The organism is Sphingobacterium pedocola (assembly GCF_015209965.1).
Taxonomy (GTDB): Bacteria; Bacteroidota; Bacteroidia; order Sphingobacteriales; family Sphingobacteriaceae; genus Sphingobacterium; species Sphingobacterium pedocola.
Genome location: NZ_MU158691.1, coordinates 461,180 through 476,707, shown reverse-complemented (window position 1 = coordinate 476,707; position 15,528 = coordinate 461,180). Strand labels below are relative to the sequence as shown.

The 15,528-nt window shown below is 38.0% G+C and carries 17 protein-coding genes; 5 read left to right on the top strand and 12 right to left on the bottom strand.

Going from position 1 to position 15,528, the window contains the following annotated elements; all coding sequences use genetic code 11:
- Positions 1 to 157: 157 nt before the first annotated feature.
- Together C4F40_RS17990 and C4F40_RS17985 are read left to right on the top strand one after the other, a co-directional pair.
- The gene (locus C4F40_RS17990) at positions 158 to 1,324 is read left to right on the top strand and encodes a BaiN/RdsA family NAD(P)/FAD-dependent oxidoreductase (protein ID WP_196940797.1); all 1,167 of its coding nucleotides are present in this window, start codon (positions 158 to 160) and stop codon (positions 1,322 to 1,324) included.
- 77 nt (positions 1,325 to 1,401) lie between these two features.
- Complete coding sequence (locus C4F40_RS17985) at positions 1,402 to 1,710, top strand: DUF4342 domain-containing protein (protein WP_196940796.1); 309 nt, start codon at positions 1,402 to 1,404, stop codon at positions 1,708 to 1,710.
- A 67-nt stretch (positions 1,711 to 1,777) separates the two neighbouring features.
- Here C4F40_RS17985 and C4F40_RS17980 read toward each other — a convergent pair whose 3' ends face one another.
- The 4 genes from C4F40_RS17980 to C4F40_RS17965 all read right to left on the bottom strand — a co-directional run bounded on the left by C4F40_RS17980 (position 1,778) and on the right by C4F40_RS17965 (position 4,628).
- Complete coding sequence (locus tag C4F40_RS17980) at positions 1,778 to 2,581, bottom strand: M48 family metallopeptidase (protein ID WP_196940795.1); 804 nt, start codon at positions 2,579 to 2,581, stop codon at positions 1,778 to 1,780.
- Positions 2,582 to 2,643: 62 nt separating this feature from the next.
- Positions 2,644 to 3,294: a glycerol-3-phosphate 1-O-acyltransferase PlsY gene (gene plsY / locus C4F40_RS17975; protein ID WP_196940794.1), complete on the bottom strand. Its 651-nt coding sequence runs from the start codon at positions 3,292 to 3,294 to the stop codon at positions 2,644 to 2,646.
- A 16-nt stretch (positions 3,295 to 3,310) separates the two neighbouring features.
- Positions 3,311 to 4,168 (bottom strand): carboxylating nicotinate-nucleotide diphosphorylase, encoded by an 858-nt coding sequence (gene nadC, locus C4F40_RS17970; RefSeq protein WP_196940793.1) that lies wholly within the window; start codon positions 4,166 to 4,168, stop codon positions 3,311 to 3,313.
- 79 nt (positions 4,169 to 4,247) lie between these two features.
- Positions 4,248 to 4,628, bottom strand: a complete 381-nt coding sequence (locus C4F40_RS17965) for a DUF4783 domain-containing protein (RefSeq protein WP_196940792.1) — start codon at positions 4,626 to 4,628, stop codon at positions 4,248 to 4,250.
- 176 nt (positions 4,629 to 4,804) lie between these two features.
- Here C4F40_RS17965 and gpmI point away from each other — a divergent pair, with 176 nt between their 5' ends.
- Together gpmI and C4F40_RS17955 are read left to right on the top strand one after the other, a co-directional pair.
- Positions 4,805 to 6,340: a 2,3-bisphosphoglycerate-independent phosphoglycerate mutase gene (gene gpmI / locus C4F40_RS17960; protein WP_231390121.1), complete on the top strand. Its 1,536-nt coding sequence runs from the start codon at positions 4,805 to 4,807 to the stop codon at positions 6,338 to 6,340.
- Between the two features lie 16 nt (positions 6,341 to 6,356).
- On the top strand, positions 6,357 to 6,881 hold the full coding sequence (locus C4F40_RS17955) for a hypothetical protein (RefSeq protein ID WP_196940790.1): 525 nt from the start codon (positions 6,357 to 6,359) through the stop codon (positions 6,879 to 6,881).
- 35 nt (positions 6,882 to 6,916) lie between these two features.
- On the opposite strand, the gene C4F40_RS17950 is transcribed toward C4F40_RS17955, so the two are convergent.
- The 3 genes from C4F40_RS17950 to C4F40_RS17940 all read right to left on the bottom strand — a co-directional run bounded on the left by C4F40_RS17950 (position 6,917) and on the right by C4F40_RS17940 (position 9,221).
- Positions 6,917 to 7,684, bottom strand: a complete 768-nt coding sequence (locus C4F40_RS17950) for a TerC family protein (protein WP_196940789.1) — start codon at positions 7,682 to 7,684, stop codon at positions 6,917 to 6,919.
- Positions 7,685 to 7,767: 83 nt separating this feature from the next.
- Positions 7,768 to 8,298, bottom strand: a complete 531-nt coding sequence (locus C4F40_RS17945; protein WP_196940788.1) for an adenine phosphoribosyltransferase — start codon at positions 8,296 to 8,298, stop codon at positions 7,768 to 7,770.
- Positions 8,299 to 8,306: 8 nt separating this feature from the next.
- Positions 8,307 to 9,221, bottom strand: coding sequence for a ComEA family DNA-binding protein (locus C4F40_RS17940; protein WP_196940787.1), 915 nt, complete (start codon positions 9,219 to 9,221; stop codon positions 8,307 to 8,309).
- 93 nt (positions 9,222 to 9,314) lie between these two features.
- Here C4F40_RS17940 and C4F40_RS17935 point away from each other — a divergent pair, with 93 nt between their 5' ends.
- The gene (locus C4F40_RS17935; RefSeq protein WP_196940786.1) at positions 9,315 to 9,923 is read left to right on the top strand and encodes a polysaccharide deacetylase family protein; all 609 of its coding nucleotides are present in this window, start codon (positions 9,315 to 9,317) and stop codon (positions 9,921 to 9,923) included.
- Here C4F40_RS17935 and C4F40_RS17930 read toward each other — a convergent pair.
- From C4F40_RS17930 to C4F40_RS17910, 5 genes are all read right to left on the bottom strand, one after another.
- Positions 9,918 to 10,706 (bottom strand): DUF4249 domain-containing protein, encoded by a 789-nt coding sequence (locus tag C4F40_RS17930; protein ID WP_196940785.1) that lies wholly within the window; start codon positions 10,704 to 10,706, stop codon positions 9,918 to 9,920. The genes C4F40_RS17935 and C4F40_RS17930 overlap by 6 nt on opposite strands.
- A gap of 3 nt (positions 10,707 to 10,709) precedes the next feature.
- Positions 10,710 to 13,028: a TonB-dependent receptor gene (locus tag C4F40_RS17925; protein WP_196940784.1), complete on the bottom strand. Its 2,319-nt coding sequence runs from the start codon at positions 13,026 to 13,028 to the stop codon at positions 10,710 to 10,712.
- A gap of 34 nt (positions 13,029 to 13,062) precedes the next feature.
- Positions 13,063 to 13,869, bottom strand: a complete 807-nt coding sequence (locus C4F40_RS17920; protein ID WP_196940783.1) for an alpha/beta hydrolase — start codon at positions 13,867 to 13,869, stop codon at positions 13,063 to 13,065.
- A gap of 68 nt (positions 13,870 to 13,937) precedes the next feature.
- Positions 13,938 to 14,810: a hypothetical protein gene (locus C4F40_RS17915; RefSeq protein WP_196940782.1), complete on the bottom strand. Its 873-nt coding sequence runs from the start codon at positions 14,808 to 14,810 to the stop codon at positions 13,938 to 13,940.
- A 72-nt stretch (positions 14,811 to 14,882) separates the two neighbouring features.
- The gene (locus tag C4F40_RS17910) at positions 14,883 to 15,509 is read right to left on the bottom strand and encodes a hypothetical protein (protein ID WP_196940781.1); all 627 of its coding nucleotides are present in this window, start codon (positions 15,507 to 15,509) and stop codon (positions 14,883 to 14,885) included.
- Positions 15,510 to 15,528 lie beyond the last annotated feature (19 nt).

Below are 15,528 nucleotides of genomic sequence, written 5' to 3'. Positions count from 1 at the left end.
GAGAGAAATCCCTTCGTAGTTACGTAACCTATAACCAATTTTACGCGTTGATAACATGATATGGGCTTGTGCTCTTCGAACATGGATATTACCGACATAAATAAAATAGGAAGCAGATACTGGGGGCGGTCATAAAAGAATTGTCTATTTTTGTCGGATGTCGAAACCACCTGTCGTTATAATTGGAGCGGGAGCTGCCGGATTAATAGCTGCACAACGGCTTGCTATGAATGGATTTGACGTGCATGTGTATGAACAGAATAAAGCAGCGGCACGCAAATTTTTAGTGGCTGGTCATGGTGGTTTTAACCTTACACACAGTGAAGATATTGACACCTTTATTCAACGGTATGATAAGATTGAAATTCAAAAAATCGTACAATATTTTGACAACCAAGCAACTATAACATGGCTAAACAATCTTGGAATTCCTACATTCGTAGGAAGTTCTGGAAAAATATTTCCTGCTAAAGGAATAAAGCCCATACAGGTATTACAAGCTATACTCTCGAGATTAGCCGATTCCGGGGTAAAGATTCATTATGCACATCGCATGATTGATTTTGATGAAGAGTCGGTTACCCTCTCCTATCAGGGCGCATTGCTACGCATCCCTTATCAAAAACTAATTTTGGCTTTGGGTGGCGGTTCTTGGTCAAAAACAGGTTCGGATGCCAGATGGGTAGATCTATTTCTGGAAAAGGACGTTCAAATTAACACACTTCAGCCAGCGAACTCGGGTTTTAATACGAAAAGTGATTTTTCATCACTAGCCGGCCAGGTGTTAAAAAATATTCACTTAAAATTTGCAGAACATAGAAAAACGGGTGAGATAGTATTTACATCGTATGGCATTGAAGGCGCCCCGGTATACTACCTCAATCGTTTCATTCGTATGCAGTCTTTTCCAATCATGCTGTACTTAGATTTAAAACCTAGTTACACAGAAGATACCATCGAGAAGGAGTTGGGAAATAGCACGAATGTGACATACATCCTTAAAAACAGATTAAAACTATCTCAAGCTGCTATTCAATTGTTAAAATTTTTAGACAAAGAGACGTACATTGATCCGCGCAGATTAGCGTATGCTATTAAAAACTTTCCGGTGGAGATCACCTCGTTACGACCTATTGATGAAGTGATCTCTACAGCGGGGGGAGTTTCATTTGAGGAATTATCTGATTCATTGGCACTCAAAAAATATCCGGATATTTTTTGTGTTGGGGAAATGCTGGATTGGGAGGCGCCCACAGGAGGTTATTTGCTGCAGGCTTGTTTTAGTTCGGGTGTATGGGTTGCTGATAATATAACGTTAAAATAACGCGTGTATTTGGTACTTTTTGATAAAAATTAACGAACTTTATAAAAAGAGTATTAACAGTATAAAAGAGAATAATTATGTCATTCAAAGAATCTTTTAACGTCAACGGTGAGAATCTACTCAAAAAGATAAAAGAAATCATTGCAGAGGGTAATGTCCGAAAAATTATAATTTCTGACAAAGCAGGCAAAGAAATACTGAGTTTCCCGGTAACTATAGGAGTTGTGGGAGTAGTATTATTACCCGTTTTTGCTGCAATAGGCGCATTAGCAGCTTTGTTGACGGAGTGTACAATTACAGTAGAACGATCAGACACCCCTAAGGATAACGATCATAGTGACACGCCGCCGCCTACGGAAAACCCAAATACACCGACGGATATCTAATAAATTATGATAGGAAAATAACAAAAAAGAGATAGACGAATCTATCTCTTTTTATCTTTTTTTACCGTTATTTTTTATAGTACTTCATTGCTTCCGGAATATAGCTTTGAAGCTGAGAAATACGTCTTACATCGCTCGGGTGTGTACTCAAGAACTCGGCTGGCGCTTGTCCAGATTTAGCCGAAGACATTCTTTCCCAAAATTTCACTGCTTCATTTGGATCATATCCTGCCATTGCCATAATGATCAAGCCTGCTTTATCAGCCGCCAGCTCATCGTTTCTAGAAAACTTCAGCATACCTAGAGGAGCTCCGATACCATATAACTGATTGATAGCGGATACAGCACGATTATTAGTTGTAGAAGACGCAGCACCGAGTACCTGCGCTCCCAGCTGCAGTGCAATTTGGTTTGAAGCTTGTGCTACCGAGTGCTTTTCAATAGCATGGGCGATCTCATGCCCCATTACGGTAGCCAAGCCTGCCTCATTACCTGTAATAGGGATGATGCCGCTATATACGGCTACTTTCCCTCCGGGCATACACCAGGCATTTACCTCATCACTCTGTACTAAATTAAATTCCCAGTTAAAATCATATTGGTCGGCAACACCTCTTTCTTGCAAAAATCGGTTAGTAGCGGAGGCAATACTATTTCCTACCCGCTTCACCATGGTGGCATTGGAGGTACCCGTGATAACTTTGGTTTCAGACGATGATAGAAACTCCTTGTAAGCCAAAGCTGCTTGGTCATTCAACTGGGATTCATTCACCAAGCTGAGGTATTTTCTTCCCGTGACCGCCGAAGTAGCACAACTTGCCAATATCCCTCCAATCAGAAACATGGCCGTGTAGTTAAATATTCTTTTCATAATATACATTGTTACATTAATCACTCTTTGCATACAATATGCAATTCTAATGCCCAAACAGATTATTTAGGATTCTTTTTTTTAAATAAATATATTTTGGATTCATGCCCTTTCAGCAGGCGTTCAATATTCTTTTGATGCGTGATAAGAATTAATGCACAAATGGCTATCCCATATAACATTACGGAAGGGACGGTGGTTTTAAAGATAAATGCGACACTTATAGGGAAAGTAAACCCTGCCAATATGGAACTCAACGAGACATAATGTGTAACGAGCAAACAAATAATAAAAACTGAAACACAACACAGCGCGGCCGGTGCATGAATAGCTAGTACCATTCCAAATAAAGTCGCTACTCCCTTCCCTCCTCTAAAACCGGCAAATATGGGAAACAAATGTCCTAAAACGGCTATTACGCCGAGGGCCAGCTGAAAATTCACAAAATGCGGTGAATTATGATTTCCCACGATAGAGCTATCTAAAAGATAGGGTAAATTAGTCGCTGTCCAACCTTTAAAAATATCTACAAACATAACAATGGCACCTGCTTTGGGTCCTAACACCCTAAAGGTATTGGTGGCACCTGCATTTCCACTGCCATACTCTCGAACATCGACATTATAAAATGCCTGACCAAACCACACTGCGGTAGGTATCGACCCAAACAAATAAGCTAATATGACAATACCTACTAAATAAATAGAAATCATTAATCGTTCTCTTGTGTTATATTAGTTTGGCCTTTAGACTTAGGTCCATGCTTTTTACTGAATGCGTTAATGCGCCCACAGATATGTAGTCTACTCCGGCTAAGGCATACTCTCCAATGGTATCTAACGTAATACCGCCAGATGCCTCTGTTATCAACCTTCCGTCAACTAATTCTACCGCCTTTTTTACATCCACGGGTGTAAAATTATCAAACATGACCCTTTCTACCCCTTCACATGCCAAAACCTGGTTCAATTCTTCAAAACTCCGAACCTCTACCTCGATTGGTATATCTACTCCAAACTCTTTTTTATAACTTGTTGCATTCTGAATCGCATTAGAAATACCGCCCGCATAATCTACGTGATTATCTTTAATAAGTATCATATCATATAGACCAAAACGGTGATTTTCCCCTCCACCGATTTTTACTGCTTGCTTTTCTAGAAAACGTAGAAGTGGTGTAGTTTTACGGGTATCCAAAACCTTCGTATTGGTTTCCTTCAGTAAATCGACATAAGTAGCAGTACGTGTTGCAATGCCCGACATCCGTTGCATCACATTTAACACTAATCTTTCAGCCTTTAAAATACTATGTATACTTCCTCTTACGACTAATATAATATCGCCATACACCACACGAGAACCATCTTTAATAAGTACCTCTACTTGTAGAGCGGAATCGATTTGATTAAATATTTCCAAAGCCACATCGACACCAGCAATTAACCCATCTTCTTTCACCAGAAGTTTTGCTTCTCCATGTTTACCTTTACCAATAGTAGACATGGAGGTATGATCACCTTCGCCAACGTCCTCTATTAGAGCAAGTTTCACAAACTCAATTAATTTCTCTTTAACATCTTGATTCATTCCAAACTATAAAATATTAGGCTAAGATGAATAAAATATATTTTATTCTAAAAATTATTGCTTACAAATTATCAACAACTCATTCTATTCGCAATTCTGAAATATTAAATTCCCCTCTATTATCGATCAACTTCACAAAGACGCGGTAAGATTTTTTAGCGGTTTTTAAATTGTAAATCAAATGTTTACTAATCGAATTTCCGCTTACCTTTTGCACTTGTTTTAATTCTACTGTTTTATTCATTCTAAAGAAATCACTTAACAATAATTCGGCCTGAAATTTAGAATACACACTTTCTTCTTTATTTATGGATAAACTTAAAGTAGTCGCAAAATGTTGGGACAGGGCTTTGCTATTGTTGTTTTTTAAACCGTTATAGATATCCACATGAATATCGCCCACGACAAATGATTGTAGGGTTATAACCACGATGAATATAAACACTTTCAGCAAGCCCATTACTATATATCTAATTGTTTAATAGTCGTGCGAAAACTATCTTGCTATATAAAGTTAAAAATCATGCCACAGTTACTCGGGGGCAAGAAACCGATTGTATATAGAAAGAGATGACGAATTTGTGCCTTTTTCTATTGGGTGTTCGTGAATGCAAAGCATTTTATCTAAATTTGTGTGTGGACAATTTAAATCAAAAAAAAGTTGCATTACTTATCCTGGATGGATTAGGTTATGGAAAAGAAGATAATTCAAACGCAGTAATCGCTGCAGATACTCCTTATTTAGATTATTTATTATCAACATATCCAAATTCAAGACTTGAAGCTTCAGGTGAAGCCGTAGGACTCCCCGAGGGTCAGATGGGGAATTCCGAAGTAGGACATATGAACTTGGGTGCCGGTCGGGTTGTTTACCAGGAGTTGGGTCGCGTCAATAAGGCCGCACAGGAGGGGCAATTCATGACACATCAGGTTATCCAAAATGCATTTCAATACGCGAGAGATAACGCGAAAAAAGTTCATTTTATCGGACTTTTATCGGATGGTGGTGTTCATGCACATATCGAACACTTAAAAGCGCTATGTGACGCCGCTCAGCAAGCTGGCTTAACAAATGACGACGTCTTTATTCACTCTTTTTTGGATGGGCGTGATACAGATCCAAATGGTGGTATTGATTATGTAAGGAGTCTTCAGAATCACTTGGCGCACTCTACCGGAACAATTGCTTCTGCAATCGGCCGTTATTACGCCATGGATCGCGACAACCGATGGGAGCGGGTAAAACAAGCCTACGATTTATTAACAAAAGGAATTGGGATACGCTCTACAGATTTAATTGCTTCAATTCAAGATTCGTATGATGCAAATATTACGGATGAGTTCATCCAGCCCATTGTAATGGTAGATGCTAACGGCTCTCCTCTTGCTACAATTGAAGATGGAGATGTTGTATTTTGTTATAATTTTCGGACAGATAGAGGCCGCGAAATCACTATCGCGTTAACGCAAGAAGCATTTCCAGCATATGAGATGCAACCATTAAACTTGTATTATGTGACCATGACTTCTTACGACGACACCTTCAAGAACGTGAATGTGGTATTTCAAAAAGATAATCTAACAAATACGTTAGGAGAGGCGCTTACTAGTCAAGGAAAAACACAGGTTCGCATTGCCGAAACCGAAAAATATCCACACGTAACGTTCTTTTTCTCAGGAGGACGCGAAGATGAATTCAACGGTGAGCGACGCTTATTAATTCCTTCTCCGAAGGTAGCAACATACGATTTGCAACCAGAAATGAGTGCGTATGGCATCGCGGAAGCCATCTGTAATGATATGGAAACCAATAAACCGGATTTTATCTGTCTTAATTTTGCAAATCCCGATATGGTAGGCCACACTGGTGTATTTGATGCTGTGGTAAAGGCTGTTGAAACGGTTGACAAATGCACCCAAAAAGTTGTAGATACGGGATTAGCTAACGGATATTCGTTTATCATCCTGGCTGATCATGGAAATTCTGAATTTATGGTCAATAACGATGGATCGGTTAACACCGCACACACTACGAATTTGGTACCCTGTATTTTAATAGATAAAAATTACCATGCTATCGCAGACGGTAAGTTGGGCGATATAGCACCGACGGTTTTGCGGTTACTGAACTTGCAAATTCCAACTGAAATGAACGGAAATGTTTTGGTATAAACGTCATAAATATAGCGTGTTTAGAACAATAATAACGTTAGCTCTTTCCTCCGCTTTGTTTTCTTGTGTGTCTACTGATACTGCAACAAAGGATCAGGTTAAATTATTTGACCTCCCTTCCTTTTTTCAGTCTGAAATTAAAAGATTAGCAGCAACAAATCCTACAATTACCAAAACAGTTAGAAAAGACAGCATCTCTGAAGTGAAGCAGATTAAAATTGAAAACTGGGAGACGGAACTATCAAGTTTCGTAACAATAGATATCAATAAGCCTGCTTACGATGGCTATGTGGATGTTGATAGTATAAACCACTTGGTTACCTATACGGTTACGAACCCTGATCTCGACCTTTCCTGTATTCAAATACAATATGAAAATGGAAAAGCAAATGCTATCGTTATCGAAAGAAAGGTAAAAAATTCACTTTATAACACGACGGAGTTTTTGGAATACCGAAAAAACGATAGTTACACGGTTGAAAAGAATCAGTCCGTAAAAGCTGTGGGAGAAAATTATTACAAGATAGAAGGAAAATTTTAATAAAAAAGATCGGTTCTCTGAACCGATCTTTTTTATTAATCTTGCTTTTCAAGCTTCTTTAAAGCTTTTTTCTCCGATCTAATATTTAAGTACTCTACTAACACGGAAAATGCCATTGCAAAATAAATGTATCCTTTAGGAATATGCTGATCGAATGCTTCTGCAGTTAATGATACCCCGATTAACAATAGGAAAGCTAATGCTAACATTTTGACCGATGGATAATCATTTACAAACCTACTAATAGACTCTGCAGAGATTAACATAACTATTACTGCGACAATAACAGCAGCAATCATTACACCTATTTGATCGACCATACCTACCGCTGTTATTACAGAGTCTAAGGAGAACACAATATCAAGAATCAGAATCTGGATGATAACATTGGTGAACGTGATTGGCTTACTTTTACTGTTTGCTATCTCTACGTGACCTTCCACTTTATGATGAATTTCGGTCGTGGATTTGTAAATTAAAAATAAACCACCGATAAACAAAATCAAATCTCTACCCGATAACACTAAATATGGGACAATCTTTTCATTGGTAATACTAAAAAGTTCCGCAAAATTAACCAATGGTGCAGTAAGCCCCATTACCCACTTGATGGAGAACAACAATCCAACGCGCATTACAAGCGCTAGAATTAAACCTAATTGACGCGCTTTCTTCTGCTGTTCTAAGGGTAATTTAGCACTTTGAATCGATATAAATACAATATTATCTATACCTAATACGATTTCTAAAACCGTAAGTGTCAAAAAAGAAATCCACACCTGAGGATCCAATAACCATTCCATATACTTTGTTTTATGTTTTTATTTGTTGTTAAACTTAAATAAATTTGTCTATTATAACGGAAAAAATTTTAATCTAATTCCCTTTACGAATAATGAACCAGTGAAATAATACGATCACTGAAACGCGTCAAGCGGCCGTGACTTTGCAAAAAATCCAAACTGATCACAAAAGAGTATCCTACGATCTTCCCGTCCAACTTTTCAATAAGTTTCGATGCAGCCACAACTGTGCCCCCGGTAGCTAACAGGTCGTCGTGGATCAGAATATTTTGTCCTTTCTCAAATGCATCTTCATGAATTTCAATCGTAGCCTGACCGTATTCCAATTTATACGATTCTGAGATGGTCTTATAAGGGAGTTTTCCTTGTTTACGTATGGGTACAAATGGTATGTCCAAATGGTTAGCCAACATCATCCCAAATAAAAAACCCCTGCTTTCAATTCCTGCTATTACGTCTATTTTAATACCTTCCAGACGTCTTGCGAATTCAAACACGATCTCCTTGCACAGCCTTTGATCTTTCAAAATTGGTGTGATATCTTTAAAAACTATACCTGGTTGAGGGAAATCCGGGATATCGCGGATGACATCTTTAAGTTCTTTTTCTAGCATATTATATTTTAGAATTGTAAATATGGCTCAATTTTACGGAAAAAATTTTCATTTAAAACAGGTATTTCTTTTAAATCATCAACCCCTTGATAATCCCCGTGCTGTTCTCGATAGCTAACAATCAGATCAGCTTCCTTGTTTGAAATATACGGGTGTCTTACTAAATCGCTTTTTGTTGTTTGATTGACATTTAGCTTTTGTAGCGCAGGGGATTCGAGAAATATTTTATCTACCATCTCTTCATAAAGCTCGGTCGTGATACCATATACTTCTCCAATTTGTGCGATGCAACAAAATCCTCCTAAAGCGTTTCGGTATTTTACGATGCGAGCAGATAAGACCGGTCCTATCCCTTTCAACTTTTTGAGCTCACTGGTATCCGCTTGGTTTATTTCGATCCTTAAAGGGGCGGCAGAGATTAAACTATCCGATTTTGCACGATTTGTAGCAACATATTCAAATTTATTTCTCTCTTTTTTCTGAATTTTAATATACGGTTCTATACGTCTATAATCGCGATCAGATATCGAGTATATCTTTGCCAAATCCTCCTTCACATAAAATCGTCCTCCTTTGGATTCATAATTTTTGATAACTGAGATTTGCTTGTCGGAAAAGCCTAACTTTTGCCACTCTTCTATCGAAAGTGCATTCGGATCGAAATCAAAATATGTAATTTGTTCGTCCGATGTCCGGGTAGATAATGGAGCAGAATAAACCTCTTCAACAGGCGTATCCCTCACTTCCTTATTTTCTTTATTTTCATCCTGAAAGTATGCGATTGAGGATTCGGGAATATCATTCTTCCGAATAACACTATACGTAAATGGAAAGAATACAATAATCACAATTGATATCATGAAAACAAAAAAGCCACGTTGTTCCGCTTGGGTGAGGCCAAAATACCGAAAAAATTCCTTCATAAGTACATTTTAAGTAATTAGTTAGGGCTATAAGCACGCGCTTAAATTTCAATTCTTTACTTAAATTTGCAATTTTATTTCTAATATTACAACATGTATTTTGTCAATGCTCCTATTTTTCTAAGATGGTACTATCCTAATGTCACATGGAATAGATCAAGGAATGAGAAAAATTTATATTTGACATTCGACGACGGTCCCATTCCAGAGATCACCCCTTGGATACTAGACACCTTACGTGATTTTAATGTAAAGGCTACGTTTTTCTGCGTGGGCGAGAATATTGAAAAGAATCCTGAAATTTTTGAAAGAATAGTTAAAAATGGGCACCAGGTGGGAAATCACACGTATAACCATTTGAAAGGTTGGAACCATAGCGATGAGGCCTATATCATGAATGTTATGAAGTGCCACCGCTTGACGAAATCTTATTTATTTCGACCTCCTTACGCAAGAGCGAAAAAATCGCAGATAGCTTTACTAAAAAACCAATTTGAGATGATCTACTGGGATGTACTTAGTGGGGATTTTGATGTGGGTCTGTCACCTCAAAACTGTCTGAAAAACGTATTGAAATACACTCAGAATGGTTCTATAATCGTTTTTCACGATAATATTAAAGCAATATCCCGTGTGCAATATGCCCTTCCTAAGGCCATTGAACACTTTTTAAAGCAAGGTTATACGTTTAAAACCTTATAACACTTCAATACGTATCCCGTACTCCTTGGCCGCGGTGACACTAAAATAGCCAAAGGCACCATTGGAAATATTTGATTTTGGATTTGAGGGTGCCGCATTACCGGGGTTAGCGAACTGAATCTCATTCCAGTAATTGTATACATCTTTGCTTACGCATTGTCTTCTTACGACTACAGAATCTCCCATTGCCAGCGAATTATCACTGTTGGCTATTTGGTGCGTAACATATAATCCGTCATTAAATTTATCGCTAAACGCCGAAGAAAATTTAAAAGGACTTCCGTTTACAGAGGTGGAGTACCGATAGTAATTGGGGGTATCTACAGGATCATTAAATTTAAATAATACAAAATAATAGGATTCGTTAAAAACACGTTCTTCAATCACGCCCATAGAATCGATTGGCACGAAATCTTCTAATTTAGACGTAGCTTCAAACAGTTCGTTATCAATATTAACGGATAGATTATAGACGACATTCTCTCGGGGTTTTAAGTTTTCAACAACGTAATATCCTTGGCCCTGATGCGCAAAATTAAAAACCTCCCCTTTTGAATTTGAAACATCAACTCGGGCATTTTCAATAGGCTTGCTCGGAACATCTGCATTGAAAGGTACCGTTTGCGTCACTCGGATAACCTGATCGGAAGATAAAGACGTTAAATCGGCTTCTATAACATACTTAGGATCGCCCTCATTTAAGTTTACCTCAATAATTTCTTCACACGAAAAGGTTATTGATGCAATACACACGTTTATAAACAAATAAATATATCTTCTCATTTCCTAAAATTTAAAATTCCAAGTTACCGACGGGATTATACCAAAAAGGGCAACTTTGTAAGCCTCGGTAACATTCGCATTTTGTTCATTTTCTCTAAAATCTATGATGTAGGCATTCCTTCGATTGTAGGCATTATATAGTCCAAACGACCAACTCGAATGAAAACGTTTATTTTCTTTTCGCGGCTCGTAGGTAGCCGATAAATCTAATCGATGGTAATCAGGCATGCGGTATCCATTACGCTCGGTATAATAAAACAATGTACGCCCGTCCACTTGATATTTTCCGCTAGGAAAAGTGATTGCATTTCCGGTATAGTACAAGAATGTAGCGCCCAAAGACCATTTTTTAGAAAGTTCGTACATACCCACTATGGAAATATCATGTGTGCGATCTTGTCTCGCATTAAACCACTCTCCATCATTGATCTGTTCGAATTGCCTTTCGCTTTTTGCTAACGTGTAACTTATCCAACCGTTCAGTTTACCTTTTGATTTACGTAAATACCATTCTAACCCATATGACCGGCCAATACCGTAAAGTAATTCGCCTTCCAGATATATATTGGCCTGCAAATCCGCACCATTTCGAAAATCAATCTGATTGCCCATATATTTATAGTAAGCTTCCATAGAAAACTCGTAAGCGTTATTATTGAAATTTCGGAAGTAGCCTAATGCGGCCTGATCGGCATATTGCGGTTTAATGTTAATACTGCTCACTACATATTGGTCGGTGGGCAAAGAGGAAGTTGTATTGGTTAATTGGTGCAGGTTTTGTACGATTCTATTATAAGATGCTTTAACACTATGTTCCTGGCTGAGAATAGCTGATAGTGATAATCGCGGTTCTAGATTAAAATAATGTTTTATAACGCCTCCGTCAAACGACTGTTCTCCCACTGGGTCACCCTCCTCATCATAATTGTAAAACGTACCCGGCCCCTGCACCATGAAGTCGGTCGCACGCAATCCGTATATCATAGAAAGCCAGCTTGACGGTTTCCATTCGTGAGAAATATAAGCCGCAGCTTCTACGCCACTTCTACTTTCAATATCTATCGAATTCACAGCAGACTCCCCCCTAGCACTTAGGCTAGCGGGTGAAATTTTCTGACGCAATAAATTTAAACCAAAACGAAGGGTGTTTTTATTGTCTGCGTAATACGATAGATCTTCCTTTAGGTTAAAGTTTTCAATTTTGGAAGCGATGGTAAAGTCACTTTCATCATTCGATACATTTACATTGTACGTAAAATCACTGTAGATCAACGAGGTATTGCTGAATAATTTTTCATTAAAAATATGATTCCAGCGCACTGTGGCAGTGGCATTTCCCCAGTCAAAGCTAAACAAGTCTCCATATCCTAAATCATCTTTCCCAAAATACCCTGAAGCGTACAGCGTATTTTTATCATTAAACCTGTAATTTACTTTTGCATTTAGATCGTAAAAGTAGAGTTTACTCTGGTTTACCGTCTCATCGTTGGATAGCTTCAGAAAGAGGTCGGCATAGGTGCGTCTCCCGCTAACCATGAATGATCCTTTGTCTCTTACAATAGGACCTTCCAGTTTCAACCGAGAGGCAATAAGTCCTAAACCTCCCTCGGCGGCAAATTTTTTATTATTACCGTCGACCATATTTATGTCCATCACAGATGATATACGCCCGCCGTATTGTGCTGGGATGCCCCCTTTATATAATTCTACATCTTTAATCGCGTCCGAATTAAATGTCGAAAAGAAACCCAATAGATGCGCAGCATTATATACAGTCGCTTCATCCAATAAGATTAAATTTTGATCGGCTCCACCCCCTCTAACATAAAAATTGGAAGAACCTTCTCCACCCTTTCCAATTCCCGGAAGGAGTTGAATAGTCTTTAAGATATCTCTTTCACCAAATACGACGGGAATATTCTTCACTTCTTCCATCGTGAAATTAAATGCGCCCATCTGCGCTTTTGTGACATTATCATTTTGCTTTTTCACGGAAACGACAACTTCTTCTAGCTGATTATCCGACGAAATGAGTTCAAAATTATAACGCTTATTCTCAGATGCGTTAATGGTTTGCTCCAAAAATTGATACCCTACAAAAGAGACGATTAATTCGGTATTAGGATCTGAGATCTGCAAGGCATAATAACCATAGCTATTCGTGCTTGTCGCGTTTTGCGTATCTTTTATTTGAACGACGGCGCCTATTAATACCTCGCCCGAAGCAGCATCCCTGACATAACCACTAATGGTTGTTTTGTCTTGTGCAATTAATGAAACGGAAGAGAATAAACTAGCGAGTATGATAAGGAAATAAGGCATGAATATCAAATTTGTACTAGAGTGTTAAAAATAACTAACTGCGAAAAAAATCATCAAAATATGCCATTTGTACTTGAATGGATTTTGCCCAATAATCAAAATTATGCTTCCCGGGCATTGATATAAAAGTGTGCGGGATATTCATATAGGTAAGTTGCTCGTGAAATTTCACATTAACATCATAAAAAAAGTCGCCCGTACCGCAATCAATTATAAGCTGTAAATTCCCCGGCTGAATAAGATGGATCAGCTCAATTACGGTGTGTTTATCCCAAGCTTCTCTATTATTAGCATAAGTACCCAGCCTATCCGCCATATCCCAATTATTAGGAAATGGTCTAATATCAATACCACCTGCTGTACTTCCCGCCGCGCCAAAAACATCTTGGTGACGAATTGCTAAGTACAATGCACCGTGGCCCCCCATACTTAATCCGGTAATTGCACGCGCCTCCCGGCCGGCACGCACTGAATAATTTTTTTCCACAAATTCGACAAGTTCTTTGCTTATAAACGTTTCATATTGATAATTGTTATCTCCGTCAATGTCCCAATACCAACTGTTGAAACCGCCATCCGGACACACTACATTATAGCCGTAAAAATCAACTAATTTTTTTATATAGGGGGCATTATTCACCCAATTCGAGTAGTTTCCCGAATATCCGTGTAATAGATAAAGTGTTGGAGCTGGGCCGCTATTTACCTCAGGCCGGATGATTACGGTTTTAATATTTTTACGCATAGCGGCAGAATGCACTTCCACGGTATCTACTTTGGCTGAAAATACATTCGTACTCAGACCAGCAATAAATAAAATTAATAACGTAACATTTTTCATCCGTATATAAATTATTTTTTAAAGGTGATGAAGCTATCATGATTATACAAATCGTGATGGTTTCATTTTCATTTCATTTTGTACCTATAAAGGTAAGAATCCAATCCTAAAGGACGTTCACTTATTGTATAAAAATCGGCATTATTCGGGTCGAACGCGATCGCCTCTCCTTGAGGCTCTACTTGATAAGGAATAACAACGGGAGAAACCTTTAATGCCTCAATAATACTACTATTCGAATCTCTATCCCATTGATAAATGTGGGTCAATGTCTTGATTAATACTTGATGACCATCGCGTGATATATCAGCCGCGGTAACGAATGTAAAGGGCAATGTCAACTTCACATCTAGTGTTAAAAGATCTGTAGACAGGGGAATTCTAAAATTAAATACATTTACATGTAGATCGCGCTTAGATATTATATAAACTTGATTATCCGCAGGATCGACAAATACAGCTTCTGCATCTCTTCTTTTATCAGCATACCTAATTTTTATTTCCCTGATAGCGGAACTCGCAACCGTAGCAGCGACTTGACCTTCTGAAAAATTCGGTTCTTCGAAGAGATAAAATGACAGCACCTCTCTGTCTCTTTTGTTATTTCCAATATCAGCCAACAGTATATACGGCTTATCATCGATCGTTAGCCATGCAATATCTTCAATGTCTACAGCTTTAATATTTTCAAGACTAAACTGACATCTTAAATGGCACAACGTATCTACTAAATAAACAATAGCCTCATCTCCGCTATCGTTATGTACCCAAAAATGACCGGGATGGTTAACAGAAGGAATTATTCCAGAAATCTCCCCCAATTTTGAATCTGAAACTTTCCCCAGTGCTTTTCTTTCATAGTTACGCTCCTGTCCTACAACACAATAGTGCATAGCAAAGCAGAGGGAAAACAAGAAAAGTTTTGTGCTAAATTTTATCATCCGTGAATCTGACAAAAATAAGGGTTAGTACAAAAAGTACTAACCCTGTTAGATAAATTAGTAGAATTTAATCTATTGTCCTTCAAATGCTGAAATGATATGTGTTCTGAATGTAGAATCTTTTTCGGACATCTCAAACGACTTACGGTAGGTATCTAACACTGCAAATAACTCCGCCTCGGTACCAACCGAGTTATCCAAAAACAACTTAAAACTATATGTACTTTGCTTTGCTAGATCCACAGACTCTCTATTTGACGAAAAAACTAGCGGATCAATCGTCTGGTTAGTCATTTTCCCGGTAGAAGGTAACTTAAAAATGGTACCCAAAGCTTTAACTAAATTATCAGAGTAAACTCCTATTGACGATAATTTAATGGATCCTTTTACGAATCCGTTGCTCTCATCAATTTTACCATCAGAAGTTACACCGGCTTGGATATCTTTCAAAATTTCAACCTTTAAACCGACTGTATCATCCTCAAAAACCGATTTTGCATTATAAATCACAGATGAATCTGTTTGCTGCTCGTCTACCAATCTTAAGAAAAACTGCTGTTTGGCTGCATTAACATCGTTTGTAAATACTTCCAATGTACGTTCAGACTTCTCTTGCTTGCCAGTAGATGAATTATTATTACAACTCACCAACATTAGCGTTACCAAACTTAACCCGACAATAGAATATATCGTTTTCATAATCTTTCAATTTTATTGT

Bases quoted from the DNA above. Each gene is read 5' to 3' on its own strand.
- C4F40_RS17935 (WP_196940786.1), top strand. From the start codon at position 9,315: ATGTATTTTGTCAATGCTCCTATTTTTCTAAGATGGTACTATCCTAAT.
- C4F40_RS17915 (WP_196940782.1), bottom strand. From the start codon at position 14,810: ATGATAAAATTTAGCACAAAACTTTTCTTGTTTTCCCTCTGCTTTGCT.
- nadC (WP_196940793.1), bottom strand. From the start codon at position 4,168: ATGAATCAAGATGTTAAAGAGAAATTAATTGAGTTTGTGAAACTTGCT.
- C4F40_RS17930 (WP_196940785.1), bottom strand. From the start codon at position 10,706: ATGAGAAGATATATTTATTTGTTTATAAACGTGTGTATTGCATCAATA.
- C4F40_RS17920 (WP_196940783.1), bottom strand. From the start codon at position 13,869: ATGAAAAATGTTACGTTATTAATTTTATTTATTGCTGGTCTGAGTACG.
- C4F40_RS17940 (WP_196940787.1), bottom strand. From the start codon at position 9,221: ATGAAGGAATTTTTTCGGTATTTTGGCCTCACCCAAGCGGAACAACGT.
- plsY (WP_196940794.1), bottom strand. From the start codon at position 3,294: ATGATTTCTATTTATTTAGTAGGTATTGTCATATTAGCTTATTTGTTT.
- C4F40_RS17965 (WP_196940792.1), bottom strand. From the start codon at position 4,628: ATGGGCTTGCTGAAAGTGTTTATATTCATCGTGGTTATAACCCTACAA.
- C4F40_RS17945 (WP_196940788.1), bottom strand. From the start codon at position 8,298: ATGCTAGAAAAAGAACTTAAAGATGTCATCCGCGATATCCCGGATTTC.
- C4F40_RS17925 (WP_196940784.1), bottom strand. From the start codon at position 13,028: ATGCCTTATTTCCTTATCATACTCGCTAGTTTATTCTCTTCCGTTTCA.
- C4F40_RS17990 (WP_196940797.1), top strand. From the start codon at position 158: ATGTCGAAACCACCTGTCGTTATAATTGGAGCGGGAGCTGCCGGATTA.
- C4F40_RS17985 (WP_196940796.1), top strand. From the start codon at position 1,402: ATGTCATTCAAAGAATCTTTTAACGTCAACGGTGAGAATCTACTCAAA.
- C4F40_RS17910 (WP_196940781.1), bottom strand. From the start codon at position 15,509: ATGAAAACGATATATTCTATTGTCGGGTTAAGTTTGGTAACGCTAATG.
- C4F40_RS17980 (WP_196940795.1), bottom strand. From the start codon at position 2,581: ATGAAAAGAATATTTAACTACACGGCCATGTTTCTGATTGGAGGGATA.
- C4F40_RS17950 (WP_196940789.1), bottom strand. From the start codon at position 7,684: ATGGAATGGTTATTGGATCCTCAGGTGTGGATTTCTTTTTTGACACTT.